Here is a 26,755-nt window from a genome sequence, read left to right on the forward strand (position 1 = left end):
TCGCAAGCCTTGATCGGTGAATTCGCGCAATCGAGGTGTGCGAACCCAACTGTTCAAAGCATAGCAACGGCCTCAGGGTTTCGCGTGCTCAGAACCTTGCGTTCGTCCGCTTTCCCAACCACCGCCCAGCGCCAGGAACAAATCGATCTGGCTGATGGCAACCTGAGTGTTGGCCGAGGCCAGCTGGGCGCGGACATCGGTGTAAGTCCGGGTCGCTTGCAGGTCAGCCAGAAACGACGCACGGCCGGCCTGGAAGAAGCGGTGAGTCTGATCCGCCGCCAGTTGTGCCGATTGCTCGGCATCGGCCAGAGCATCGCGGCGCTGCAGGACGGCGGAATACTGCGCCAGACCGGTCTGGGTTTCGCGGATGGCGTTGAGCACCACGCCGTCAAAATGCGCCAGGGCGCCCTGGGTCGACGCTTCGGCCTCACGGATCCGTGCACGAGAGCCATTGGACGGCACGGTCCAGCTCAGCAACGGGCCGAAGCCCCAGCGGTTGGTCGCCGGTTTGCCCAGATTTTCCAGAATACCAACCGTGCCGATGGACGCACCGATGCTGATATTCGGGTACAGCTCGCCGGTGGCGACGCCGATCCCGGCCGTCGCAGCCGCCAGGCGACGTTCAGCCTGGCGCACGTCCGGCCGACGCTTGAGCAGTGTCGCGCCGTCACCGACTGGTAACAATTGTGCAATGTGCGGCAGCTCCGCGCAGCTGTTGGTACCGGCAGGCAATTGCTCCACCGGTTTGGCCAGCAGCATCGACAACCGGAACAGCCCGGCCTGACGTGCCGCCTCGTACCGAGGGAGTTCGGCGCGCAGGGATTTGAATTGGGTTTGCGAACGGGTGACCTGGGTTTCGTCACCACGCCCGGCGTCACGCAAACGCTGAGTGAGCGTGGTGCTTTGAGCTTGCAGGTCCAGCGAATGTTCGGCGATTTCCCGTTCTTCGTTGGCGGCGCATATCTGGGTGTAAGCCCGTACAACGTCCGCGACCAACGTGATCCGCGCGGTGTCCGCTGCCGCTTGGGTGGCATCGGCGTTGGCCTTGGCCGCTTCGATCCCGCGCTGCAAGGTGCCGAACAAGTCGAATTGATACGAGGTGCTGATCCCGATATCGCCGACGTTGGTCACCGGCACTTTATCGGCCAGCAAAAACGCCTCGCCGGACTCCTGCAAGCGCTGCGCGCCCATCTTCACCCCACCGCTCCAGCCACCGGCCGACTGAGCTTCGTCGACCTGAGCGCGAGCCCGGGACAGGTTGGCCGCCGCCACCCGCAAGTCAGTATTCGACGCCATGGCCTGACGCACCAGTTCATCCAGACGCGGATCCTGATACAGCCGCCACCAATCGCTCGGTACCGGTGCAGAGACCACATTACTGTCCGCCCCCGCCAGATCGCCTTGCAGGTCTTCGCGGCGCACTGCCGCATTGTCCGGCAGATGATAATCGGGCCCGACGACCTGACAGGCCGAAAGCAGTAAGCCGAGCCCGGCCACTGCCAAGCGCACCGCCGATTTCATGGCCTGGCTCCCGACTCGGGCGTGTCACCGATAATCGAAACCGTAGCGGTACGCCCGGCGATCATGCGGAAATCCTCCGGCACTTCATCGAAGGCAATACGCACCGGGATCCGCTGCGCCAACCGCACCCAGCTGAAGGCCGGGTTAACGTTGGGCAGCAGGTTAGAGCCGCTGCTGCGGTCGCGGTCCTCGATACCGGCGACGATGCTTTCGACATGCCCGCGCAGCCGCGCCCGGTCGCCGATCACCCGAATATCGACGCTCTGGCCTACATGAATGCCGTCGAGTTTAGTCTCTTCGAAATAACCGTCGATGTGGAAGGAATTGCTGTCCACCACCGACAACACCGGCCGCCCGGCCGTGACGAATTCCTGGGCTCGTGGCGCGCGGTCATTGATGTAGCCGTCCACCGGACTGCGGATCACCGATCGGTCGAGGTTCAGCTGCGCGCTGTCCACCGTCACTTGTGCCTCGGCCAGCGCCGATTGCGCACGGGCGACCCGAGACTGGCTTTCTTCCAATTGCTCACGAGGCACCAGGTTGCCGAGGCCACCGTTGCGTTTGGCCTCGCGCTGGGCCTGAGCCAGGGTTTCCTGGCGGTCGGCGACGGCAGCCTTGGCCTGGCGCAGGGCCAGTTTGAAACGGTCCTGGTCGATGCTGAATAACACCTGACCACGCGTCACCAGTTGGTTATCGCGCACTTGCACTTGCTGGATCAGGCCCGAGACGTCAGGCGCAATCTGCACGATGTCGGCCCGGATATGCCCGTCCCGCGTCCACGGTGCAAACATGTAATACATCACCATGCGCCAGACCACGACACAGGCAAAGGTCACCACTAACAGAGTCAGAACCACGCGACCGAGGGTCAATAAAGGTTTTTTCATGTCATCAGGTATCGACTGAGTGAGTCCACGGCGCCGAGCAACAAAGCGTAGAGACCAACGTTGAACAATGCCCGGTGCCAGACCAGACGATAAAAGTGCAAGCGCGTCAGCAACCCGTGCACCAGCAGGTACAACACATACGTAATGCCCATCAGCACCAGCAACGTGGGCAGGAACACCCCGCTGATATCCAGATCACCGATCATAAAGGCGCTCCATCGATGCCATGGGGAAGCGGTTCTTCGAGGTCGCCAGCGCCAACGAATTCCACGCCCGGCAACAGCGCCAGCCGCAAACCGCTCAGTGCGTGCAACAAATGCAGACGGGTTTCGCCATCGCCTGGCAAGCCTTGGCTGCTCAGAGAACGGCGTGTTCGATCAAGCGTCATCAACAGCGGACTCGGCGCCGGCAAACGTTCACCGGCCTTCAGGCACGCCTTGAAGTACTCGCCGACCTCGGCCACCACCTGGCGCAGCAAGGCTTGCGGCGCACCCGATACCCGTGGCATGTAGGCCAGCAAGTCCAGCAGATTCAACGCCACCCGCACTTCGCGCAGGGCGACGCCGGTGTCCTGACCGGTCATCGCCAGACGCGGCAAGTGCTGCATCAGCCGGTCGAGCACCAGCACGCCCATGTGTCGATGCTCGGCCAGGGTCGCCGGTTCAGTCAGGCTGACAATTTCGCGCCAGTTGAAGCGGGTCAGGCGTTTGGCCGCCAGCTCCGAGCCAAATGGCCGGGCGATCAGGGTCCAGACGAACGCGAACAGCAACCCGATGGGGCCTGCCAGATTGGAATTGGCGAAGCTCAGGAAATCCGCGTCGTAAGCGCCCTGGATGCTGATAAACGATGAGGTGTTGACGATGGTCAGCAGCATGCCGAGGTAAAAACGCGGCTGCACCGTGAGCGTGCCAACACAGATAAACGGCACGGCGAACGCCAGCACCAGCATCGGGAAGTCATGCAGATTGGGCAGGATCAAAAACAGGTAAAGGCTGGCGAACAGCACTGACATCGCGGTCCAGAAAAAGAACCGGTAAATCTGTGGCGCCGGGTCGTCCATCGAGGCGAAAAAGCTACAGGCCACCGCCGCCAGAATCACCGCGCTGCCACCGTCGGTCCAGCCCAGCAACATCCACAACACCGAAGCGACGATGATTGCGGTAATGGTCGACGCCACCGAATACAGCATCAGCCCGTGATCGAGAAACGGCGTCAACCGTCCCAGGCGCCAATGGCGATAGACCGCGCGCCAGATATCCTGGCTTTCGCTGTGAATCGCCTGTTGCAAGCTGCGGCAGTCTTGCCACAAATCGATCCACTCGCCGAGGCGATACAACGCGTTGGAAAACAACAACTGGCGGCGGTCGTCCAGCGCATCCAGGCTCGGTTGCAAGGCTTGGAGCTGACTGCGCAACGTTTGCCAGCGCTCGACAGACGCGTCATTGGCGGTGTTTTCAAGCCATTCATTCGTTGCAAGCAAAAGCGCCGCGAACTTATCCACAAGCTCTGGCGTACGCCGCTCAAGGGCATACAAGGCATCGTCCAGCGCATCCACCACCGGCAACAGGTGAATCATCCGCCCGCGCAACTCTTTGGTATTGCGCACCGTTTGCGGCCGCGCGCCCTCGTGGGGCAATTGGCCGATCATCGGTTCGAGGCTGTTGAAGGTTGCGACCATCGAGGAACGCAGGGCGCTGACTTCCTCGGGTTGCACCGCACGGCTCAGAAAGCGCTGGCTGTAGGTCGCCGCATCGGCAAACCACTTGCCCGTCGAATCGACGAATACCGGCGCCAGGCGCCGTGGCCAAAACATGCTGCCGATCACCGCAGCGCAGACGATGCCGAGGAAAATTTCCTCGGTTCGCGCTTCTGCGACGTCCCACACCGCCAGGGGGTTATCCACAACCGGCAGGGCGATCAATGGCAAGGTGTAACCGGCGAGCATCAGCGCGTAGCTGTTGGCCGTGCGCAGGTGCAAGGAAAGGAACAGCAGAATGCCGGTCCAGAGCGCAATCACCACCGCCAGTAACAGCGGCGCCTGCACAAACATCGGCACAAAAAACAACGCCGCCGCCGCACCAAGAAAAGTACCGACGGCGCGGTACAGCGCCTTGGAACTGGTGGGGCCGACGAAAGGGCTGGAAACGATATAAACCGTGGCCATCGCCCAATACGGGCGCGGCATCTGCATCAACAAGGCGATGTACAGCGCGATCATCGACGCGGCGAAGGTGCGCACGCCATAAAACCAGTCCCGCGCAGGTGGCATGCCGGCAAAAAATCCGTTCAAGACGTCGTCACTGGTAAATGAGTGGCCGATTCAAACGCGCGGATCACCCGCAACGCAGCCTCTAGATCCGCGGGATCGATACCTTCGAGCACCTCACGGCGCAAGCGCGCCAGCTGCGCCTCGACCGCCTGCACCAGTTCGCGACCGCTCTGGGTCAGGCTCAAGCATTTGGCGCGACGATCATGGGCATCTTCAGTGCGGCAAACGTAGCCGGCCTTGCACAGCTGATCGAGCAAACGCACCAGAGACGGACTCTCCATCCCCACCGCCTGGGCCACCGTTACCTGACGCACGCCCTCACCCAGGCGCCCGATCATCAACAACGGGACGGCACAGGCTTCGGAGACGCCATAGTTGACCAGCGTGGTCTGACAGATCCGCCGCCAATGCCGCGAAGCGACCACCATGCCAATGCTGATGTTCATCTGGAGAGCGTCGAGATTTTTTGACAAAAGGAAACTCGAATACTGTTAGTTTGCTAACTATCAATATGGCCCGAAGAATAAATTCAGTCAAGTTTTGAAACAAATTGGTAAAGCAGACCGACCGATCGTTCCCACGCTCTGCGTGGGAACGATCAGAGGTAACTCAGGTCGCCTTCAACGCTTGGGCGGTCAGGCGATGCTGCACTTCTTCCATTATGTCCAGGCCATCACGCAACGACACAAACGCCGCGTTGACCAAGCGATAAAGATCCTGATCGTCGATATCGCGGATGGTGACTGAGGTGAGGGTTTCCAGCAGATCGGTGCCAATGCGCACACGACTACAGGCTGTTTCATGCAGAAGATGAGTCGCCGCGAGGGTGTTGAAGGCTAGAACGGAGGCGGCGGTGGGGTTGGATGTCAGGGGACGATATGGAGTCATTGGGTATATCTCGTAGATAGTTTTTTGGGAGCCTCCATTCATCGTCGCCAAACGAAAAAGGGTGGCAGCTGTGCGCAGGTTGGCGAACCGGTCATCTACGAAACCCGGCAGACTCGAAGGTCTCCCGCGCACAGCCGCCATAGATCAGCATGCCTCTACCCAAAAGGTACAAGCATGGAATCGGTGCGCTGAAACGCGTCATAGAAAGAGGATCGCCAAATCCTGTCGCCGATGTGCGGCGACGGGGCGAACTATAGGGGGGATGGTTCGAGGTGTGCAACCAAACGGGCGCGACGCTGACTTTTCTTAGCGTTTTTTAGCTCGTTCGTACACAGCGCTACGTTCGCGCTTATCAACGGCTACCACCGAGACGACCACGCGCTCGTCAATCACTTGATAAACCAGCCTGTAGCCAGAGGCCTTTAACTTGACCTTGTAGCAGTCAGGCATCCCGTGCAATGAATCCGACTGGACCCGAGGTAACTCAAGCCGTTCAGCCAGCTTCTTTTTGAACTGCTCGCGTAGGGTATGCCCCAACTTGTCCCACTCCTTGCGTGCGGATGGCAGGAATTCAAGCTTACAAGTCATCCAGGCTTACCGGCATCGGCGTTTCATGGCTACGAGCGCGGACTAGCTCGGCCAGCTCCAGGTCATCCAACCGTTCCATCATGGCCTCGAATACATCGGCCGGAACCATATACCCTATGACACGATTGTGATTCAGCACCGCAACCGGCCCACCATGAGCCCCGCTCAATACTGCTGAGGGATTTTTCTTCAGCTCGGACACACTGACGGCCGTGTCGGCCAGAACATTTTGCATATTTAAGACCTCTATTTAGGTCTTAAATCTGGTCCGCTGATAGTTTTTAAGCAACCCGGAAAAATCTCACAAACACGGTTTAACCCCAGATTTTTTTACCGCTCACCAGATTTTTTTACATTTCGCCTGTTTTCCTCAGATTTTTTTACACCCCCCGCCCCTTCCTCAGCAGCACATCCAGTTGATCCACCACCTCTGCCCAATCGGCGTCGTCCAGCACTTCATCGCGCAAAAAATCCGCCTGGCACTTGGTCCAGAAGAAGGCGTCAGCCAAGTGCAGCTCGGGTTTTAGCGGCGAGTGGGTGGCGACGAAGGCATCAATGCTGGCGGGGTCGTCGGGCAGGCCGAGTTGTTTGAACAGGGATGGCAGGCTGTGGGTGGGTGATTCCATGGGAGGCTCCAGGGATGAGATTGGGTGGGAGACAGTGATTTAGCGGACAACCTTACTGCGACTGCTGCGCAATCGATCGCGGGCAAGCCTCGCTCCTGCAGGAAATATACGGTCCGATGCAGGAACGAGGCTTGCCCGCGAAATTGCATAACAAATACTGCCAATCATCATGAATGACTCACCTCGCACACTTCGGCATGGGGCACCATTTTCAGGTACTGGTCCATGCTCAGGTGGACCAGGTTGTTGTGGTTGCCGGCTTCGAGGTAGATGTCTTTCTGGCGGGTCAACATTGGGTCGATGATCATGTCCATGCCATAGGATTCGCCCAGAGCAGGCACGGCCCCGCGTTCGCAGTCGTTGAACAGATGGGCCAGCGTGCTTTCGCGGGTGATTTGCCATTCGCTGCTGCCACGGACTTTGCTCAGGTCCAGATGGCGGCTGGCGGGCAGGACGGCCATCAGGTAGTGGCCGTGGTGGTCGTCGAGTATCACTGATTTCGCCACGCGCTCAGCGGGGATACCCGCCACCCGGGCGGTTTCCAGGCTGCTCGCCGAGTGCGGATGAGTCACGACGTCATATTCGCAATGGGCCTGTTCCAGGCTCAAATGCACGGTTCTTGCCATACGCATGATGCACCTCGGTGTCCAGAGCAACTGCTTGCGGACGGTGGGTTAACAACTTGATTCCCCTTAAAGGAGTCTAGGCCGTGCACCGGGTACCGACCACTCTTGGCCCAACAAACTTCTGAGCGGTTTGCCGACGTAACTGATCAAAATTCGCTCAGCCCATTGCTCAACTAAACTCCAGTTCAGGGCCAACGAATAGATGACGGCCCTATGGCACATGACTCTCCGGGAGGGTCATATGAACAAGCGTGGATGGCGGGCGGTGTTGCTGTGGTTGCTGATCGGGTTACCGACCGGGCAGGCGTGGGCTGTGGACCCGGTGATTGTGCTTACGGTGAACGATGTGATCAGCCCGGCCAGCGCCGATTATGTGGTTCGGGGCTTGAGCAAGGCAGTCGATGAGCACGCGCAATTAGTGGTGCTGGGCATCGACACACCGGGCGGGCTGGACACCTCTATGCGAGCGATTATCAAGGCGATCCTCGCCAGCCCCGTGCCAGTGGCCAGTTTCGTCGCCCCCAGCGGTGCCCGTGCTGCCAGTGCCGGGACCTATATTCTCTATGCCAGCCATGTCGCTGCCATGGCGCCAGGCACCAACCTGGGTGCTGCGACGCCGGTGCAAATCGGTGGCCTGCCCGGGCAACCAAACCCACCGGCGGCACCACGTACCGACAAGAATCCAGAGCCTGAAAACACCACAGACACTCTGACCCACAAACAGATCAATGACGCTGCCGCTTACATCCGTGGCCTGGCGCAATTGCGCGGGCGCAACGTCGACTGGGCCGAGCAAGCGGTGCGTGAAGCCGTCAGCCTGTCGGCTCAGGAGGCGCTGAAGCTCAAGGTGGTCGACTACGTGGCGAATGACCTGAACGGTCTGCTCAAACAGCTTGATGGCAAGACCTTTAGCGTCGCCGGGCAGGAGGTGCAACTGCACACCTTCGACGCGCCGTTGATCAACCATGACCCGGACTGGCGCACGCAACTGCTGTCGGTGATCGCCCATCCCAGTGTGGCATTGATCCTGATGATGATCGGCATCTATGGACTGTTTTTCGAACTCATGAGCCCAGGCACAGGCGTCAGCGGCGTGCTGGGTGGGATCTGCCTGTTGCTCGGGTTGTATGCCTTGCAGTTATTGCCGGTGAATTACGCTGGTGTAGCGCTGATTTTGCTGGGCATCGCGTTCATGGTGGCGGAAGCCTTCTTACCGACGTTCGGGGTGATCGGCTTCGGCGGAATTGCCTCTTTTGTGGTGGGCGCAGTGATTCTGATGGACACCGATGTGCCGGGTTATGGCATTCCGCTGCCCTTGATCATCGGCCTGGCCGTGGTCAGTTCCGCGCTGTTTGTGACACTGGCGAGCATGGCGATGAGGGCGCGGCAGCGAAAAGTCGTCAGCGGCGATGCCGGGCTGGTGGGCAGCGTCACGCCGGTGACCGCCGTGCAACCTGATAACCCTTACAACGGCTGGGTGCAGCTGCAAGGGGAAAACTGGCAGGTCCTGAGCCCAATGCCACTGCGACCCGGACAACGGGTTCAGGTGTTGGCACGCAAAGGGCTGCTACTGGAAGTGACCGCGGCGCAGGCGACACCACGAGGAGAATGATCATGGGTCTGGAATTGGGTTTTGGCGCGCTAATTGCGCTGTTGATTCTGTTGGCCGCGTTAACGTTTCGGATCCTGCGCGAATACGAACGCGGGGTGGTGTTCCAGCTCGGACGTTTCTGGCAGGTCAAGGGTCCCGGACTGATTCTGTTGATTCCGATGGTTCAGCAAATGGTCAGGGTGGACCTGCGCACCGTGGTGCTCGACATACCGCCGCAAGACGTGATCACCCGCGACAACGTCTCGGTGAAGGTCAATGCGGTGCTGTACTTCCGGGTACTCGACCCGCAGAAGGCGATCATCCAGGTCGAAGACTTTCTCATGGCCACCAGCCAATTGGCGCAAACCACATTGCGGGCGGTGCTGGGCAAACATGAACTGGACGAACTGCTGGCCGAACGCGAACGCCTGAACACCGATGTCCAGCAAGTACTCGATGCCCAGACCGATGCCTGGGGAATCAAAGTGGCCAACGTCGAGATCAAGCACGTCGACCTCAACGAATCGATGATCCGTGCTATCGCCAAACAGGCCGAAGCCGAACGGGAACGGCGGGCCAAGGTGATCCACGCCGAAGGCGAACTGCAGGCCTCGGAAAAGCTCATGCAAGCCGCCGAAATGCTCGGCCGTCAGCCTGGCGCGATGCAGTTGCGCTACATGCAGACCCTGGGTGCGATTGCCGGTGACAAGAGCTCGACCATCGTCTTTCCGCTACCGATCGAATTGTTGAAGGGCATGGCGAACTTATCGTCGAAGGGGTGATGCACGTGAGCTTGACGATCCCCCTGTAAATTCACTTACTGTCGTTCGACATGAGCCGCCACAGGTACCGCTATATCCCCCGCCGCCCAGGCGGCTTCACGGCTGGCCAAGGCGTTGGCAATCGACTCGACCTGAGTCGACTGCACCTGATCCGGTAGCGGATCAAGCCCGGCGCTGGCGAAGATCTGTCCATACGCGTTGCGTAGATCGGCATAAGACAGGTCACGCCGCAAATCTGCCTGCAGGGTGTTCAGTTCGCCCTGGATCAGGTCCAGCTCACCCAACCCGGCCGCTTGATGGCGATTGCGCAATTGGCCGACGATTTGCCCGTCGATGCTGGCCAGTTGTTGGTTGGTTTTGAACTGACGCAGCGCTTCACGGTAGTTGGCGTTGGCCACATAGAGCTGCGCCAGCACGGCAATCGACATCGCCTGACGGCGCGCCGTGGCGACTTGTTCGCCGGCCTTGGCGACATCGATGGCCGCCGGAGCGGAAATCACGTTGAACAGGTTCCAGGTAACTTTCACCCCGTAGTCGGCCCACTTGTCATTGACCAAAAACGAGTTGCTGTCGTAGTGCCCGCCAGCCGAGAACTCAAGCCCCGGCAGTAACCGCAGCATGGCCTTGCGGGTTTCTGCGGCGCTGATGCGCGTCTGGTAGTCCTGCTCACGCAGTTCGGGGCGGCTGGTCAGGGCTTCCTGTTCCAGGCTCGCCAGGTCGACTTTCAACTCGGGAATGTCGTAATCGTCCGGGGTCGCCAGGGTCAAGGAGGTGCCCATCGGCAGGTTGATCAGGGTCGCCAGTTCGGTTTTGGCCAGGGACAGTGCCTGGCGCTGTTCCTCCAGTTGACGGGTGGCTTCGATCAGCGAGCGTTGGTAACCCAAGGCTTGTATCGGATCACCGATGCGCTGTTCGCTCATGCTCTGACTGTTGACCTTAGCCGTATCGACCCGCGCCATCAGGCTGTCGATCTGCTTGAGCAGGCGTTCGGCGGCTACCGCACGCCAGTAGGCTGAGCGCACGTCCTGGACGATGGTGTTGATCACCTTGCGCCGACGCTCCTGAACGATCAACCGTTGGTCGCCCTGCTGTTTGGCGTTGATGTAGCTGACGCCAAAGTCGAGCACGTTCCAGACCATGGTCAGGTCGGCCACCCTGCGGTCGCGGTCCTGAGAGGTCGAGGGTTCCAGAGACTGGGTGCCGGTCTGCACACTCTGGCTGCTGGAGCCGCTGACGTTGTTACGCCCCACGTACCCGGCATCCAGCGCCATGCGCGGCAGCATGTCAAAACTGGCGAGGTCCAGTTGGCGCTTGGCCAGGGCCTCTTCCATGATTTTCAACCGGCCTTCGAGGTTGTACTTCACCGCGCGAGCCATGGCCTGATGCAATGTCAAAGGACCGCTTAATGGCTCCTGATCCTTGTACATGCTGAGCAAATCGCTTTTGGCACGCTGCTCGCTGACACTGCGTTCAATCGGTTCACTTTTGATTGCGCATCCGCTGACCATCACCGCCAGCAGGCTGACACCAAACAACTTATGACTTCTTCTCATCCTTGGCTTACCCCCGGGTCCAGCCCTGTATTAAGTCTGTTTCAGGCCTGCATTTCGCTGATGCCGACCTGTTGCAAGGCCGCGGCCAGATCCAGGATCTGCCGTTGCTCGGTGTCTTTCATTTGCTGCAATTGCTGGCCCAACGTCGGCGCGCCGAACACCCCGCGCAAGCCTTGTGAGACATCGCCGCCTTGTATTGAATGGCTGTCGAAGGCATTGAACGAGCCGCTTTGCGAGCCTGAATCCTGATTGAACAGGCTCGACAGCGTGCTACTGCCGAACACCCCGCCATCACCTCCACCAAAGCCGAGGAAGCCTTGAGCCGCACCGTTCCCGCCGCTTTCGCTGCTAAACACCTGAGCGATGAAACTTGGTGCCAGGGCGCCGTTATTGATGAAGATGCTGCCCACCGGAGGTAAACCATCGCCCGAAGTACGCTGCTCGAACAATGGCGTAAAGGCCAGCGGCGAACCGAGATTGCCCGTAGGCGGGGTGAAAACGATGGGTTGCAGCGGCACATTCGGTGGGTCCGCAAGCACCACTGGAGAATCAACCCTGAATTGCGGGTCGCCACTGGTGGCGATGGTGTTGACCGAATAACTATTGGAATCCGTAGTGCCTACGCCCGAGTTGCCGGCCAGGTCGGTCACACCACTGCCGTTCAGGCTGACCAGATTGCTGGCGTTGTTGACGTTGGCCGTTGGCGTCAGGGTCGCCGTCCAGGTTTTGCCACCATCGCTGCTGGAAAGGTTGGACAAGGTGCCATTGGTCGCGCTCAGGTCAGTCAGATCGAAGCCGCTGACCGCTTCGCTGAAAGTAATGGTCACCCGTGAGGTCTGATTCACCGTCAACGCCGGGTTAGCCACCACGATGCTGGTGACGGTTGGACGTGTGGTGTCGATGGCGTAGTTGTTGGACTGGGTGGTGCCACTCCCGGCGTTGCCGACCGAGTCAATCACACCGCCGTTGTTCAACGTGATGAGATTATTGGTATTGGAGATATTGCCGGTCGGAGTCAGCGTCGCCGTCCAGGTCTTACCGCCATCGCTGCTGCTCAGGGCACTCAGCGTACCGTTGGCGACGCTCAGGTCTGAGTTGGTAAAGCCACTGATCGCCTCGGAGAAGGTGATGGTCACGGTGGTCGTCTGACCGATGCGCAGAGCGCTGTCGCCCACGACAATGGTCGCCGTCGGACGCTGAGTATCAATGATGAAATTGTTGGAGTCGGTGCTCCCCGTCCCGGCATTGCCGGCAAGATCACTGACTCCGGTATTGTTGAGGGTGATCAGATTGGTCGCGTCGCTAACATTGCCGTTCGGGGTGAACGTCGCTGTCCAGGTCACGCCACCATCGCTGCTGCTCAACGCGCTCAGCGTGCCGTTGGTCACCGTCAGGTCGCTGTTGTCCAACCCGCTTACCGCTTCGCTGAAGGTGATGATCACTGTCGAGGAATCGCCCACCGCCAGAATCGGGTTAGCGATCACGATGGTCGCCGTCGGGCGCACGGTATCGACGGTGTAATTGTTCGAGTCGGTGGTGCCACTCCCGGCGTTGCCGAGCAAGTCACTCACACCGCCGTTGTTCAGGGTGATCAGGTTGCTGGCATCGGTGACATTGCCGGTTGGCGTAAGCGTCGCCGTCCAGGTGACACCGCCATTGCTGCTGCTCAACGCGCTCAGCGTGCCATTGGCGACGCTCAGGTCTGAGTTGGTAAAACCACTGATCGCCTCGGAGAAGGTGATGGTCACGGTGGTGGTCTGACCGATCTTGAGTGCGCTGTCGGCGACCACAATGGTCGCGGTCGGACGCTGGGTATCAACAACGTAGTTGTTGGAGTCGGTCGTCCCCGCTCCGGCGTTACCGGCAGCGTCGCTCACACCACTGTTGTTGAGGGTGATGAGGTTGGTCGCGTCGCTGATGTTGGCGTTCGGGGTGAAGGTCGCCGTCCAGGTCACGCCACCATCGCTGCTGCTGACCGCGCTGAGTGTGCCATTGGCGATCGTCAGGTCGGCGTTGCTGAACCCGCTCACCGCTTCGCTGAAGGTGATGATCACCTGAGAGGTCTCACCCACTGGCAACACCGGATTGACGACCACAATAGTCGCGGTTGGACGCTCGGTATCGATGGCATAGTTGTTCGAATCGGTAGTGCCAACACCGGTATTGCCAGATGCGCTCTGAACGCCGCTATTGTCCAGCGTGATCAGGTTGCTGCTGTCGGTAATGGCATTGGTTGGCGTGAACGTTGCGGTCCAGGTGATGCCGCCATCGCCGGAGCTGACCGCGCTGAGTGTGCCATTGGCGATTGTCAGGTCGGCGTTGCTGAAACCGCTCACCGCTTGCGAGAAAGTGATGGTGACCTGCGATGTTTCACCGACTTTCAGCGCGGTGTCCGCCACCACGATGGTCGCCGTCGGGCGCACGGTGTCGATGGTGAAGTTGCCGGAATCCGTGGTGCCGGTACCGGCGTTGCCCGCCAGATCGGCCACCCCGCTGTTGCTCAGGGTAATCAGGTTCGTGGCGTCGGCAACACCGGCCGTCGGAGTAAAGGTCGCCGTCCAGGTAATACCGCCATCGCTGGAGCTGACCGGGCTCAACGTGCCGTTGGGCACACTCAGGTCGGCGTTGGTGAAGCCGGTCACCGCCTCGGAGAAGGTAATGGTGACCAGCGACGTTTCGCCCACAATCAGCGTTGTGTCAGCAAGCACAATGGTGGCTGTGGGCCGCTGCGTGTCAATCGCGTAATTATTTGAGTCGGTCGTCCCGGTGCCGGCATTACCCGCCAGATCGCTGACGCCACTGTTGGTCAGGGTGATCAGGTTGCTGGTATCGGTGACGCCCGCCACCGGGGTCAGGGTCGCGGTCCAGGTGACGCCGCCATCGCCGCTGCTGACCGCGCTCAAGGTGCCGTTGGCGATAGTCAGGTCGGCGTTGGTGAAACCGCTCACCGCCTCGGAGAAGGTGATGGTCACCAGTGAGGTTTCGCCGGCCGCGAGGGCGCTGTCGGCGACGACGATGGTCGCCGTCGGGCGCACCGTGTCGATGGCGTAGTTGTTGGAGTCAGTGGTGCCATTGCCGGTGTTGCCCGATGCGTTGGTGACACCGCTGTTATCCAGGGTAATCACGTTGCTGGTGTCGGTGATGTTGCTGGTCGGGGTGAAAGTCGCCGTCCAGGTCACGCCACCATCACTGCTGCTGACCGCGCTCAAGGTGCCGTTGGCAATCGTCAGATCGGCGTTGCTGAAGCCGCTCACGGCCTCGGAGAAAGTGACGGTCACCACCGTGGTTTCACCGACCCTCAACGCCGTATCGGCGATCACGATGGAGGCGGTCGGCACTTGGGTTTCGACAGTGTAATTACTCGAACTGGTGATGCCCGTCCCCGCATTGCCCGCCAGGTCGGCGACTCCACTATTGTTCAGGCTGATGACGTTGCTCAGATCGGTGATGCCCGCGGTCGGAGTGAAGGTGGCGGTCCAGGTGATGCCGCCGTCGCTGCTGCTGACTGCGCTCAGGCTGCCGTTGGCGATCGTCAGGTCAGCATTGGTGAAGCCGCTCACCGCCTCGGAAAAGGTAATGGTCACCAGCGAAGTCTCGCCGGCCTTGAGGGCCGGGTCGGCCAGGACGATAGTGGCGGTCGGGCGCTGGCTGTCGACCGCGTAGTTGTTGGAGTCGGTGGTGCCGCTGCCGGCGTTGCCGGACAGGTCCTGGATCCCCGTGTTGTCCAGCTGGATGAAGTTGCTGGTATTGGTAATGCCTGCCACCGGGGTCAGGGTGGCCGTCCAGGTGATGCCGCCATCGCTGCTGCTGACCGCGCTCAAGGTACCATTATCGATGGTCAGGTCGGCGTTGGTGAAACCGCTCACTGCCTCGGAGAAGGTGATGGTCACCAGTGAGGTCTGACCGACTCCCAGGGCGCTGTCCGCGACCACGATGGTCGCCGTCGGGCGCACTGTGTCGATGGCGAAGTTGTTCGAATCGGTGGTGCCGCTGCCGGCATTGCCCGACCCATTGGTGACGCCACTGTTGTCCAGGGTAATGACGTTGGTGGCATCGGTAATGCTGGCAGTCGGTGTAAACGTGGCCGTCCAGGTAATGCCGCCGTCGCCACTGCTCACCGCGCTCAGGGTGCCGTTGGCAATCGTCAGATCGGCATTGCTGAAGCCGCTCACCGCCTCGGAGAAGGTGATGGTCACCAGTGAGGTTTCGCCGATCTTCAAGGCGTTGTCCGCCACCACGATGGTAGCGGTCGGCCGAACGGTGTCGATGGTGTAATTGTTCGAGCTGGTGGTGCCGGTGCCGGTGTTGCCGGACAGGTCGCTGACCCCGGTGTTGTTCAGGGTGATCAGGTTGGTGGCATCGGCGATACCGACAGTTGGGGTAAAGGTGGCGGTCCAGGTGATACCGCCGTCGCTGCTGCTCACCGCGCTCAGGCTGCCATTGGCAATCGTCAGGTCGGCGTTGGTGAAACCGCTCACCGCCTCGGAGAAGGTGATGGTCACCAGTGAGGTTTCGCCGACCGTGAGGGTGCTGTCGGCGACCACGATGGTGGCCGTCGGGCGTGCGGTGTCGATCGCGAAATTGTTGGAATCGGTGGTGCCGCTGCCGGTGTTTCCGGCAAAGTCGCTGACCCCGGTGTTATCCAGGGTGATCAGGTTGCTGGTGTCGGTGATGCTGGCGGCCGGGGTGAAGGTCGCGGTCCAGGTGATGCCGCCGTCGCTGCTGCTCACCGCGCTGAGGGTGCCGTTGGCAATCGTCAGGTCGGCGTTGGTGAAGCCGGTCACCGCCTCGGAGAAGGTGATGGTCACCAGCGAGGTTTGGCCGATGGCTAAAGCCGTGTTCGCGACCACGATCGTCGCCGTCGGGCGCTGGGTGTCGATGGCAAAGTTGTTGGAGTCGGTGGTGCCGCTGCCGGCGTTGCCCACCAGGTCCAGCACGCCGGTGTTGTCCAGGGTGATGTGGTTGCTGGCGTTGGTGATATTGGTCGTCGGAGTGAAGGTCGCAGTCCAGGTAATACCGCCGTCGCTGCTGCTCACCGCGCTCAGGGTACCGTTGGAAACGGTCAGGTCGGCGTTGGTGAAACCGGTCACCGCTTCGCTGAAGGTAATGGTCACTGGTGAGGTCTGGCCGATGCCCAGGGTGGTCGTGGCAACGATGATGGTCGCGGTCGGACGCGCGGTGTCGACGCTATAGGCATTCGAGCTGGTCGTGCCGCTACCGGCATTGCCTGCCGTGTCGCTGACTCCGGCATTATTCAGGGTAATCACGTCGCCGGCGTTGGAAACCGACGAGGTCGGGGTCAGGGTCGCGGTCCAGGTGATGCCGCCGTCGCTGCTGCTGACCGCACTCAGCGTGCCGTCGGCGACCGTCAGGTCGGCATTGGTGAAACCGGTCACCGCCTCGCTGAAGGTGATCGTCACCAGGGACGTTGCCCCGATGTTCAGCGCATTGTTGGCCACCACGATACTCGCGGTCGGCCGCACGGTGTCGACCGTATAGGTGTTGGACGTGGTCGTGCCGGTACCGGCGTTGGTCGCGGTATCGGTATAGAGGGTGTTGTTCAGGGTAATGACGTTGCCGCTGCTGGTGTTGCCGGCGGTCGGTGTCAGGGTCGCGGTCCAGGTGATACTGTCGCTGGTGGTCAGGTTGCTCAGGGTGCCGTTGGATGCCGTCATGTCGGCCAGGCTGAAGCCCGTCACCGCCTCGCTGAAGGTGAAGGTCACCGTGGAGGTGCCGCCGATGTTCAGCGCAGGACTGCCGACCACGACGGTTGCCGTCGGCCGTACAGTGTCGACGGCGTAATTGTTGGACGTGCTGGTGCCGACCCCGGCAGCGCCCAGCGACACGCTTGTCACGCCGGTGTTGTCCAGGACGATGTGGTTGGTGCTGCCCGTGACGCTTGAATTTGGGGTAAAGGTCGCTGTCCAGGTGACCCCGCCATCGCTGCTGCTCACCGCGCTCAGGGTACCGTTGGTGACCGTCAGGTCGGCGTTGGTGAAACCGGTCACCGCCTCAGTGAAGGTAAAGGTCACCAGCGAGGTCTGGCCGATGTGCAGGGCGCTGTTCGCCACCGCGATGGTAGCGCTCGGTGCCGGTGCATAGGCGGTGTTCACGGTGCCGCCGTCGTTGAAGATATTGTTCACGGCCGCCACGCTGGCACCGGTACTACCGCCGCCCAGTGCCGGACCGCCGGAGCCACTGCCACCGACGTTACCGGACAACGCCGCAAAGTTGGCGGCGGTCATCAATACCGTACCTTTGTTCCAGATCGCGCCGACACCTTTACCGGCCGCGCCACCGGGGTCGGCGGAGCCGCCCAGGCCGCCACCGCCACCACCGCCACCACCGGCGGCGATGTTGTTGGAAATCACCGAGGTGCCCACGACGGTCAAGGTGCCGGTTGAAGCGTTATAGATACCACCCGCGGCCGAAGCACCGGCCCTGCCGGGCTTGTCCCAACCGGAGCCGCCACCGCCACCGCCGATGGAAATCGTGCCGTTGTTCGCCGTGCCGCCCGCGCCACCGCTGCTGTAGTTGGCAACCCCCGGGCCGCCCGCGCCACCGCTGCTGCCGCCGCCGCGACCGCCCATGTAGTTGGGGTTGTACCCGCCACCGTTACCGCCCTTGTTGGCACTACCGCTCGTACCGCCGTACACACCCGTGCCGAAACCGGAGGTGCCACCATGACCGCCGGCTTGCCCGCCCAATGCACCGCCACCGCCGCCGCCGCCGCCGACCGCGCCACCGACGTAAGGTGAGGTGACCCCGCCACCGCCACCGCCGCCCGAAGCGGCGTTGCTGGTCACGGTGACGTTCATGAGGGTCAGGTTGCCGGCATTGAAAATACCGCCACCCATCGCCGCAGTGCCATCCGTACCGGCAGCAGCACCATTGCCGGCCACCAGGCCTTGCTTGATGATCAGCCCGTCGAGGGTCGCAGTGACCCCGGAAGCGACCTGAAGCACCCGGGTCTTGTACTGACCATTGAGAGTCACATCGGCAATGCCGTCGTGGTTCAGGTCACCTTCCAGCGTGACGTTCTTGGTAATGGTCAGTTGCGCGTTCAGATTGACCGTCATGGTGGTGCTGAACGTCACCGTGTCACCCACCACGGCATCGCTCAGCGCCTGACGCAATGAGCCGATCCCACTGTCACCGTTGTTGGTGACCGTCAGGGTCGCCAGGCTGTACTGATACGCAGCCATGGACTGGGCCGACAGCACGTTATGGCTCTCGATGGTGCCGGACGCAATTTCCAGATCCCAGTCACCGCCCACGCCGGTACGGTTGCTCGACGCAGCGATATCGCGCCCGGTGAGTTGCGCCAGCGAGTCGACAAAGCTGATGCCCTTGTCACCTGCGGCGGTGTTGCAGGCGTAGATCAGAATGTCACCGCCGACGTTCATGTCATTACCGATGCGCGCCAGCACCGCGCTGCGAGCCGCCACGTTATCGGCCGCCAGGTAAGTGTCGCCCAGCCACAAGTCGCCGCTATTGCCGTGGGCGATGATTTCCACGGTACTCACGCCGTGGTGGGTATCCAGATAATCGGCGATCTGTTGCAAGCCGTCCCTGGTCGCGTCGAGCTGGACCACCTGGGTGCCGGGTGCCACGCCTTTGAGCAGGCTATCGGCGTCCTTGATGCGCGAGTCGACGAACACCACGCTCTGACCGGGCACGGCGGTGGGCGTCGCAGCGGGCGCGGGCGTGGCCGCTGACGTGTTGTCCGCCTGGCCGTGGGTGTCCTTGCTGGCCACCGGGTGGTCGGCAACCGGCGCCTTGGCAGCGTCCGCCGTGGCGTGGCTGTCAGCTTGGGCGGCGGTATCGGCAACCGTGGCCGCCACTGCGCCGTCGAACAGCATTCGCGGTTCCAGCGACATGATCATTGGCGATGCCAGGACGCGTGCGCCTGGGGATGTTTGCGACTTGCCTTTGCTCCACCACATATTGCTCACCCGGATTCGAACTTTTATTTGCGCGCAAATAAAAAAGCCGTAATCAACTGATCGCGGTTTCGGCTTTCATACGAATAACGTTGGCGGCGCTGGCGGAGCCATCGTGCCAAAAAGACAATTCTGCGTATTTATCGAACAGGTCCGGCGGCAGGATCGTGCGTCGGGGTTCCAGTGCGACCGTGCGTTTGACCTTGTGCAGCCCCGATACGCCGAGCGCCTGATCGAACTCCGGCGCGTCATAGGCGAGGTTGTTGAAATCGTGCTCGAACCAGGGTTCGCCGATGAAGTCGTAGATCAACCGCATGACCCGGTCAGGGGCCTGGCTCAGCAAATCGTAATCAACGATCAACAGCGAGTCGGCGTTTTCGCCGTAATACGCCTCTTTCAACGCGGTCCAGGCAAAACCCACCAGACGATTGCGCTGAGCCAGGGTTTCGCAACGGCTGTAAACGGTATTGCGCTCGATTTCGTCATTGAACAGCTTGGTGTTCTCGAACGGATTGGCGCGGTACAGACGCTCAAGGCTGTCCATCACCCAGGCAACATTGCGCACACAGGCAATGGTTTTGGCCTTCGGGAACAGTTCCCGTAGTGCAGGCAGGCGCGCGCACCATTGGCGATTGGTGTCGAAGATGACGGGTGTGTCTGCCTGATCGGCGTAGAAGGAATCGAACAGACCGTGCAACAGACGACGGCGCAGTGGGGTGTCGATGACGGCACCAAATTCGCTGCCGGCACTGCATTGTTCGAGAATGCCGGAAAACAACGCGCCGACCGGGCTGGTCATGCCAGCATGAAAACGCGGGTTCTGCAGCAGAATGGCTGAGAGCAGGGTGGACCCTGAGCGCGGTAAGCCAGAGATAAAGTGGAAGTCGTGCAATCCCTTCACCGTAATCAACATCCTTTTGTAGGACAAAGCGTAGTCCATGAAGGGGACTTCCGACTAGTGGTCTTTTGATATCAAATCGAAGCAAAACCGCGGAAGAAGTGTGATGTTGATTGGGCGAATCGCCGGCCATGGCATTGATGCGGCGAGCGCCTCGCAGGCGTTGGCGAATGCACACCGGTCAGTTGGAAGGAATGAACAACCGAACAAAGGGCATCAAACGGATGGTGTACGGTGACCGGGACAACACGTTCTTTTTCATGAAGATCAGAACGTTTTTCCCGGTAATCCGTGAAAAACCGAAAGTTAATCTGGCGCCAAAATCAAAGAAACCTCAAAACACCGTCAGAAATTTCTCGGTCCCCGCGTGCTCTGTAGCCGCTGTGCAGGGCTGCCCATCACAAACAGCCGCGCTTTGGCGTTACCCGCCTCGAATTCGCGAGTCTTGTGCCACGTGGGGGGCAGCGGCGCGAATTCATCGGGTTGATCACCGGTGCTGATCAACCACACTCGCCCGGTCCCAGCGGGCAGCTCTGCCAGGCTGTCGAGGTAGATTTTGTCGGCATCCTGATTCACCAGCGTGCCGAAACCGTAGGCGTTTGGCCGGCTGGAAACTCCATTGCGCAACGGCGGCGTGTAGAGCAGCGGTTGGGCATCGGTTCGGTTGTAGTAGACGTAACTCATGTACCAGAGCATGTCGCTGATGACGATGCGATCGCCCGCGACATAACGCTGGTTCACATAATCGACCATGACGCTGACCTGATCATTCACGTCGACAGTAGCGTTGATTTTCAGTCCCACCAGCTCTGTGCCGACAAACACCGCGAGCAAGGCGAATGCCAACATCCGAAAGCGCTTTTGCAACTGGTCGATAGCGATCGCCAACACCATCGGCAGGCCCAAGGCATAAGCCGTCATGTAACGCTCGATGAAGACAGGCGAGACGAACGACACCGAGAAGACCACCAGCAGCGGAAGCGTGGTGTAAATCACCGGCAAAGTGTGAAGCTTATAGGGTGTTGGATCACGCCAGGCCGTCATACCCACAATGACCAGAACCAGCAGTGGCATTGAGGCAAATACCACCCACGGCAGGTTGTCCGCCTCGTCTTGGACCAAAAACAGCCAAATCATCGACGGTAACGAAGAGAACGTGACAGGCAGTTCCCAGCCCACGTCACCATTGGCTTTGAGTTGGTCTATGTGCTGCAGCAGATCGATCAATCCCGGAATCCAGGGCACAAAGAGCACAACGATCGCAACGTTAGCGAGCCACCAGCCGGGGCGGGTAATGTGCCGAGACTCTGCGGTGGGTTGCAGACGCATCACCAGCAGATACAGCCAATGGGAAAGCACGCAGAGGGCAGTGAAGTAATGGGTATAAAAGGCCGCGCTCATCAACAGCGCATAGATCACCAGGTAACGCGAACGCTGAGGCTGTTTGACCCAATACACTAACGCGATGGTCGCGCCGATCAACAAGACGCCCAACAGCGAATACATGCGCACTTCCTGGCTATAGCGCACCGCTGTTGGCAGCAGGGCCAACAGCACCCCGGCCAGCACCGCCGCGCGCCGCGTGGCGATCAGCCCCACCAGCCAGATGCCCAGCGCCACCGTGGCAATCCCGGGTAGTGCGCTAAAACTGCGAATCGAGAAAATCCCGTCGCCAAACAGCTCGATCCAGCCATGCAGGAGCATAAAATACAGCGGCGGATGCACATCATGAGCGGCGTGAAACCAGATCCCGGCCAGCGAGTACTGGCTTAACAACAGGCTGGAGCCTTCGTCGCCCCAGATAGCCGCTGCGGTCAGATCATAAAAGCGCGTGAATGCCGCCAGCGCCAGAATAGGTACCAACCAGTGTTCACGACCCCATTGCACCAAGCGCTGCACACCTTCGATCAAGCTGACCACAGAGTGCCCGTTACGCTTGTCGCCGAGCTCTGTTTCTCTGCGCACCGCCATCCATTCCCCCGCCAATACACATAAATTATAAGCCGCCCAAGTCCCCCTATGGGCTCTGAAGCACCTGCAACTTTACGACAGGTCGCCACAGTATGCGCTCTGCAAATCGCTGATCCCGACCGATTGCACGCAGACGACATTCGACAGTGAACGGCGGCAACGTCCACGCTCAGCCCTGGCGTGATCGGGCCACGAAATGAATGCACTCGGCTGATTGCACAAACGGCCCGTCAGATACTCGCGACTAGCGCGCCGACAAACCGTCAGAGATGGTTGATTCGTTGCTCAACGTCGGCCGTTCCACTTGAATATTCCCGGCATTAAAAACCGCTTTCCCTGACGCCCAATGCTGCCAGGCGCCGCCAGGCAGTACCCAGCAACGACTCGCTGCGCCCTTGCAACACGACCAGACCGCGCAACGGCTGAGCGGGCGTTTGCGTGTCATCAAGCGTTTTCAGGCGCGCCCCGTATTGTGCCTGCACCGGTTCCGGGCGATTGTTCTCATTGCGACGTACAGCTATCGGACCGTGATGGTCTGAGGTCAGCGCCTCCTGATCGACATACGCAGCACCGTTGGTGTCCACTTCCGTCAGCTCGACTTCAACGGCCGGATGCATCGGATCATCGGCAATAAAACGCCCCGTGTCTGCGGGGGTAACCCGCCACAACTCAGCCTCCGCCAGATAACCGCGCAATCGTGCGCCCTCCTCAACCACCCTGGCCAGCGGGTCCTTGGGTGACAACCAGCGGCCGACGCTCAATTGCGGCAACAGATCGCGCACCTTGCCGGCCTGGGGTGCGCGCAGTAGCAAACGCTCACGCTGCGCCACCAGGCCACGGTACTCGGCCACGGCCTCGGCCAGTCGTTGCTCGACGATGCCGGCATCGGCCGCCGTTTCGCTGCGCCCGGCCTGACGGCGCATTTGCAATTGAAGGATTTCGATTTCACGGCGAACAATGGCCTGTCGCGAATCCAGATCCGGCGACTCCAGCTCGATCAACACCTCCCCCTGGGACACCGGCTGGCCATCCGTGACGTTGACCTGTTTGACCCGCGCCGCCACCGGCGCGTGCAAGGCGCTGACCCTACCGGCTTCGAGCATGGCTGGTAACTCGACCGCACTGCGCCAAGGCATTACCAGCAACAACACCAGCGCCAGCAAACTCACAGCGCTAAGCAACGCCCGCGGTGCATGGGCCTGTTCGCGGCGGGTCCACCATTCACGCCACTCGCGCGCGATCGGCAGAAAAATGAACCACACCAACTCAACCAGCATCAGAAAGATCCCGAGTAGCTTGAAGAACAGGTGATAGACCGCCAACGCGATGCCGAAAAACAACGCCGCGCGCCAAAACCAGGAGCAATACCCCCACCACAGTAACCGTCGCTGCATCTTCGGCGACCAGGGTTCCGGCGCTTGCACGCCATAGCCGAACAGCGCTTCACGCAGGCGCCAGCGGCACAACGCAAATGCCCGGCCCTGGAGGTTGTCCACTTCCCACAGATCGCTGAGCAGAAAATAGCCATCGAAGCGCATAAAAGGGTTCAGATTGACCGCAAGGGTCGTCAACCAGGTCGCGCTGGCCAGCATGAACGCTGCGGTTCGCGCCGGCCCGTCCGGCAATAGCGACCATGCCAGCAATGCGATACAGGCCAAGAGCAATTCGGCCAACACGCCCCCGGCCCCAATCAACAAGCGGGCACGGCGATCATTGACCCGCCAGGCATCGCTGACATCGGTATAAAACAGTGGCAGCAGGACCATGAACGCCACGCCCATGCTCTGCACCCGACACCCCGCACGCTTGGCCATAAACGCATGGCCGAACTCATGACACAGCTTGGCGAAGAACAGCGCGACGCCAAACGCCAGCGCGCCACCGAGACTGAACAGGTGCGGGAAGGTCGCCAGAAAGCGCTGCCAGTCCCGTGAGACCAGAAACACCCCAAGCCCCAGTGTTGCGGGCAAGCCATAGCGCAACAGTCGTGGTCCGAAACGCTCCAGCCATGGCCAGGCGCGATTGAGAAAGGCATCCGGGCGCCACAACGGAATCCGGAAAAACAGGTATTGATGCAGCAGCATTTGCCATAGAGCCTGACGCTGGGCGGCGGCTTTCTGGCCATAACTGGCGCGTTGTTGCGGGTCGAGGGCGGCAATCAAATCATGGGCGCGGAGAAATCCCAGCAACTCATCCAGCTCCTGACCGCCAAGAGGCAGTCCCGGCTCGCGATTGGCCGCGTGCAGCACTTGTTCGGCATCGCCCAACGACCAATGCCGCAGCAAACGCATCGCCGCCGCGCCGACTTTGAAGTAACGTCCGCGCACCGGGTCGGCCAAGGTCCAGCGTGGCGAACCATCCAGCGCCGGGGCCGCCGCCGACAACTGCAAATCCGCCCGCAGGCTGGGAAGTGTCATCTATAGGCCCACGCTCTGACGTAACCCGGCCAACGGACGGCGCAGCAAGTACAACGCCAGCGGCGCACGTTCGCCGAAAATCTTCGCCGTACCACGCAGACCGATGCGCGGCGCAGCCTCGTTGAAGCGAGCGTCCAGCCGATAAGCCAGCTGCCCGCCGGCGGTGGGCTGCGCCTCATAGGCCGCACGTTCGAGGGTGGCCAGATAGCGGTGCAACGGATCACTGTCCAGAAACAACGCAATCTGCGCGTTGGGCTCCAGGGCAATCGCATCGCCGACCGCCAGTTCAATGCGCAATTCGGCCTGGGTCGGGTCAGCAATTTCCATCAATCGCTCTCCGGTCTGCACCGGTTTACCGGTCCAGCGTTCGGCGTCGGCAAATACCGCGATACCGTCGCGCTCGGCGCGGACCTCACTGCGTTTGAGCAGCTCGCGGGCGTAATCGCGTTCCGCGCGTTTTTGCTCGACCCGAGCCGCCAACAGATCGATCTTCGAACTCGACTCGGCATCGGCAAAGGCACGCTGGGCATTGGCCTTCAACTCGGCCTCGGCAACGCCCAAGGCCCGGGCGGCCACGTCAGCCTGGGCATTGAGGGTGGTGCTTTCGAAACGTAGCAGCAGGTCACCGGTCTTCACGGTCTGGTTCGGCTTGACCAGAAACTCGGCGATCACCCCGTCCAGCGGTGCTGCGATCACCCGACCACCGAGCGGAACGACCTCCGCGGGCGCCAGCACCGATTGGCGCACCGGAATCAACAGGCCAAGCAACAGCACCGCCAGCAAAGCCGCCTGACGTTTACGGGTCCAGTGCAAGCGCCATGGCTGGCGCGGTTGCAAGGCCAGCCAGGCATGGCTATAGGTGTCACCGAGTTGCGACAGCAAGACGTGTTCGGAAGGGGTCCACGGGATATCGCGCGCCAGCCACAGGCCGCCGAAAACCTGCCCCTTGTGATCGATCAGCGGCAACCAGAACACCTGCGCAGCAGAAAGACTTTGCCAGTCAGCCTGCACCTGCTCAGTCAACGGCGCCGCCGGTATCACGCGCGCCTGTTTCAGCAGATCGAGCTTGAACAACTGTCCCACCGCTTGCTCGACGAACGCCACAAACGGCGCATTCGGCTCCACGCTGCTGACGCCGGTCACCGCGCGCACTTTACCGGCAATCAGCAATGCCGCATGGCGAAAGCCAAACAGCGCCTGACCGTCATTGACCAGGCTGTAGGCCAGTTGCTCGGTGGTACGAGCGGAACGGGTCTGGCGTTCCAGGTCCAGAAACCGGGCAAAGACCCGTTCGGCGGTGCCCGCCACCGGCGCGTTCATTTGGGCTCCGCGAAACGCGCCGTGCCACTCATCCCCGACAGTAAACCGCTGGCGGTGGGCAGTGTCGCCACCAACAGCAGCGTCTGGCTGCCTTCATCGATTCGCGCGCCGAGGCGTTTGACCGTAGCGTTGAGTGGCTGGCCGGTCTCATCGGGTACGAAGCTGAAGGTTTGTCCGGGCTTGAGTTTTCCCATCCAGCGCGAAGGCACCAGCAGGTGGATTTCCAGCGTGCGGTTGTCGACGATTTCCAGCAAGGGTGAGCCAGCGGCCACACTTTCGTAGCGTTGGACCTTGCGCTCGACGACCTGCCCGTCATACGGCGCAACCACGCTACAGCGCTTGACTTGAACTTGATAGACTTGGGATTGCGCCTGGGTTTCGGCGAGTTTTGCTTCGGCTCGCGCCACTTCAAAGCGTCCGACCGAATTCAGCGAAGCCAGCTGTTTATTGTGCGCCAACTCTTCATTGGCACCACGACTGGCGGCCTGAGCGGCATTGAGCTGGGCCTGATAGGCCGAGCAATCGAAGCGGGCAAGGGTATCGCCCTTATTGAAAGATTCACCTTCGCTGAACGGCAACTCGACGATGCGCCCGGAAAGCTCACTCGCCAGCATCGCCTGATCCCGTGCACGCAACACGCCGCGCGCCTCGTTGGTGATCGACGTCGGCGCAGTGGCCGAACTCTTATCCAGCAGCGGATCGTCTAGTGCGGGCGTTTGCGCCTGTACCAGGCCGCCCAGACAGATCAATCCGAAACCCAATCCACGAAAACGCCGCATAGCCGTAACTCCCTGACGGATGGGCGGAGTCTACGACAGCAATGATAAGCGTCAAGCAAATAGCCATCACTGCCCGGAAAACCGGGTTGCCGCGGA

19 protein-coding genes are annotated in these 26,755 nt (G+C 60.8%); 2 read left to right on the plus strand and 17 right to left on the minus strand.

The genetic code is table 11. The features are described 5' to 3' along the window. Positions 1-72: 72 nt before the first annotated feature. The 10 genes from AC07W5_RS06320 to AC07W5_RS06365 form a co-directional block, all read right to left on the minus strand. A complete protein-coding gene (locus tag AC07W5_RS06320; protein ID WP_495022986.1) occupies positions 73-1,521 on the minus strand; it encodes an efflux transporter outer membrane subunit in 1,449 nt (482 codons plus the stop codon). Further along, positions 1,518-2,408: an efflux RND transporter periplasmic adaptor subunit gene (locus AC07W5_RS06325; RefSeq protein WP_494994478.1), complete on the minus strand. Its 891-nt coding sequence runs from the start codon at positions 2,406-2,408 to the stop codon at positions 1,518-1,520. Before AC07W5_RS06325 ends, AC07W5_RS06320 begins: the two co-directional genes overlap by 4 nt. After that, the gene (locus AC07W5_RS06330) at positions 2,405-2,614 is read right to left on the minus strand and encodes a DUF1656 domain-containing protein (RefSeq protein WP_030128598.1); all 210 of its coding nucleotides are present in this window, start codon (positions 2,612-2,614) and stop codon (positions 2,405-2,407) included. Before AC07W5_RS06330 ends, AC07W5_RS06325 begins: the two co-directional genes overlap by 4 nt. Next, positions 2,611-4,698 carry an FUSC family protein gene (locus AC07W5_RS06335; protein ID WP_495022987.1) on the minus strand — a complete coding sequence of 696 codons (2,088 nt, stop codon included), beginning with the start codon at positions 4,696-4,698 and terminating at the stop codon, positions 2,611-2,613. The genes AC07W5_RS06330 and AC07W5_RS06335 overlap by 4 nt, the downstream gene beginning before the upstream one ends. Next, a complete protein-coding gene (locus AC07W5_RS06340) occupies positions 4,695-5,123 on the minus strand; it encodes a MarR family winged helix-turn-helix transcriptional regulator (protein ID WP_494994480.1) in 429 nt (142 codons plus the stop codon). Before AC07W5_RS06340 ends, AC07W5_RS06335 begins: the two co-directional genes overlap by 4 nt. Positions 5,124-5,286: 163 nt before the next feature. Continuing rightward, complete coding sequence (locus AC07W5_RS06345; protein ID WP_494994481.1) at positions 5,287-5,565, minus strand: hypothetical protein; 279 nt, start codon at positions 5,563-5,565, stop codon at positions 5,287-5,289. 306 nt (positions 5,566-5,871) lie between these two features. Then, entirely contained in the window at positions 5,872-6,153 is a 282-nt protein-coding gene (locus AC07W5_RS06350) for a type II toxin-antitoxin system RelE family toxin (protein ID WP_495022988.1), read from the minus strand. Continuing rightward, complete coding sequence (locus tag AC07W5_RS06355) at positions 6,143-6,388, minus strand: type II toxin-antitoxin system Phd/YefM family antitoxin (RefSeq protein WP_494995716.1); 246 nt, start codon at positions 6,386-6,388, stop codon at positions 6,143-6,145. Before AC07W5_RS06355 ends, AC07W5_RS06350 begins: the two co-directional genes overlap by 11 nt. 145 nt (positions 6,389-6,533) lie before the next feature. Beyond that, on the minus strand, positions 6,534-6,779 hold the full coding sequence (locus tag AC07W5_RS06360; RefSeq protein WP_494995715.1) for a DUF2789 domain-containing protein: 246 nt from the start codon (positions 6,777-6,779) through the stop codon (positions 6,534-6,536). 167 nt (positions 6,780-6,946) lie between these two features. Beyond that, positions 6,947-7,411, minus strand: coding sequence for an aminoacyl-tRNA deacylase (locus AC07W5_RS06365; RefSeq protein ID WP_494995714.1), 465 nt, complete (start codon positions 7,409-7,411; stop codon positions 6,947-6,949). Between the two features lie 235 nt (positions 7,412-7,646). On the opposite strand from AC07W5_RS06365, the gene AC07W5_RS06370 reads away from it, so the two are divergent. Together AC07W5_RS06370 and AC07W5_RS06375 are read left to right on the plus strand one after the other, a co-directional pair. Continuing rightward, the gene (locus AC07W5_RS06370; RefSeq protein WP_495010944.1) at positions 7,647-9,017 is read left to right on the plus strand and encodes an NfeD family protein; all 1,371 of its coding nucleotides are present in this window, start codon (positions 7,647-7,649) and stop codon (positions 9,015-9,017) included. Beyond that, positions 9,017-9,778: a slipin family protein gene (locus AC07W5_RS06375; protein ID WP_495023006.1), complete on the plus strand. Its 762-nt coding sequence runs from the start codon at positions 9,017-9,019 to the stop codon at positions 9,776-9,778. The genes AC07W5_RS06370 and AC07W5_RS06375 overlap by 1 nt, the downstream gene beginning before the upstream one ends. A 35-nt stretch (positions 9,779-9,813) precedes the next feature. Here AC07W5_RS06375 and AC07W5_RS06380 read toward each other — a convergent pair whose 3' ends face one another. The 7 genes from AC07W5_RS06380 to AC07W5_RS06410 all read right to left on the minus strand — a co-directional run bounded on the left by AC07W5_RS06380 (position 9,814) and on the right by AC07W5_RS06410 (position 26,659). Beyond that, on the minus strand, positions 9,814-11,331 hold the full coding sequence (locus tag AC07W5_RS06380) for a TolC family protein (RefSeq protein WP_494995712.1): 1,518 nt from the start codon (positions 11,329-11,331) through the stop codon (positions 9,814-9,816). A 41-nt stretch (positions 11,332-11,372) separates the two neighbouring features. Beyond that, positions 11,373-19,277, minus strand: a complete 7,905-nt coding sequence (locus AC07W5_RS06385; RefSeq protein WP_495022989.1) for an Ig-like domain-containing protein — start codon at positions 19,275-19,277, stop codon at positions 11,373-11,375. A 52-nt stretch (positions 19,278-19,329) separates the two neighbouring features. Then, positions 19,330-20,214, minus strand: coding sequence for a sulfotransferase family protein (locus AC07W5_RS06390; RefSeq protein WP_494995710.1), 885 nt, complete (start codon positions 20,212-20,214; stop codon positions 19,330-19,332). A 303-nt stretch (positions 20,215-20,517) separates the two neighbouring features. Beyond that, entirely contained in the window at positions 20,518-22,143 is a 1,626-nt protein-coding gene (locus tag AC07W5_RS06395; RefSeq protein WP_495010941.1) for a glycosyltransferase family 39 protein, read from the minus strand. Positions 22,144-22,463: 320 nt separating this feature from the next. Beyond that, on the minus strand, positions 22,464-24,560 hold the full coding sequence (locus AC07W5_RS06400) for an efflux RND transporter periplasmic adaptor subunit (RefSeq protein WP_495022990.1): 2,097 nt from the start codon (positions 24,558-24,560) through the stop codon (positions 22,464-22,466). Beyond that, positions 24,561-25,880, minus strand: coding sequence for an efflux RND transporter periplasmic adaptor subunit (locus tag AC07W5_RS06405; RefSeq protein WP_494995707.1), 1,320 nt, complete (start codon positions 25,878-25,880; stop codon positions 24,561-24,563). It abuts the gene before it with no gap. Then, the gene (locus AC07W5_RS06410) at positions 25,877-26,659 is read right to left on the minus strand and encodes an efflux RND transporter periplasmic adaptor subunit (RefSeq protein ID WP_495022991.1); all 783 of its coding nucleotides are present in this window, start codon (positions 26,657-26,659) and stop codon (positions 25,877-25,879) included. Before AC07W5_RS06410 ends, AC07W5_RS06405 begins: the two co-directional genes overlap by 4 nt. Positions 26,660-26,755 lie beyond the last annotated feature (96 nt).

The sequence above is a fragment of the Pseudomonas sp. GW821-FHT01E05 genome, from assembly GCF_059422425.1.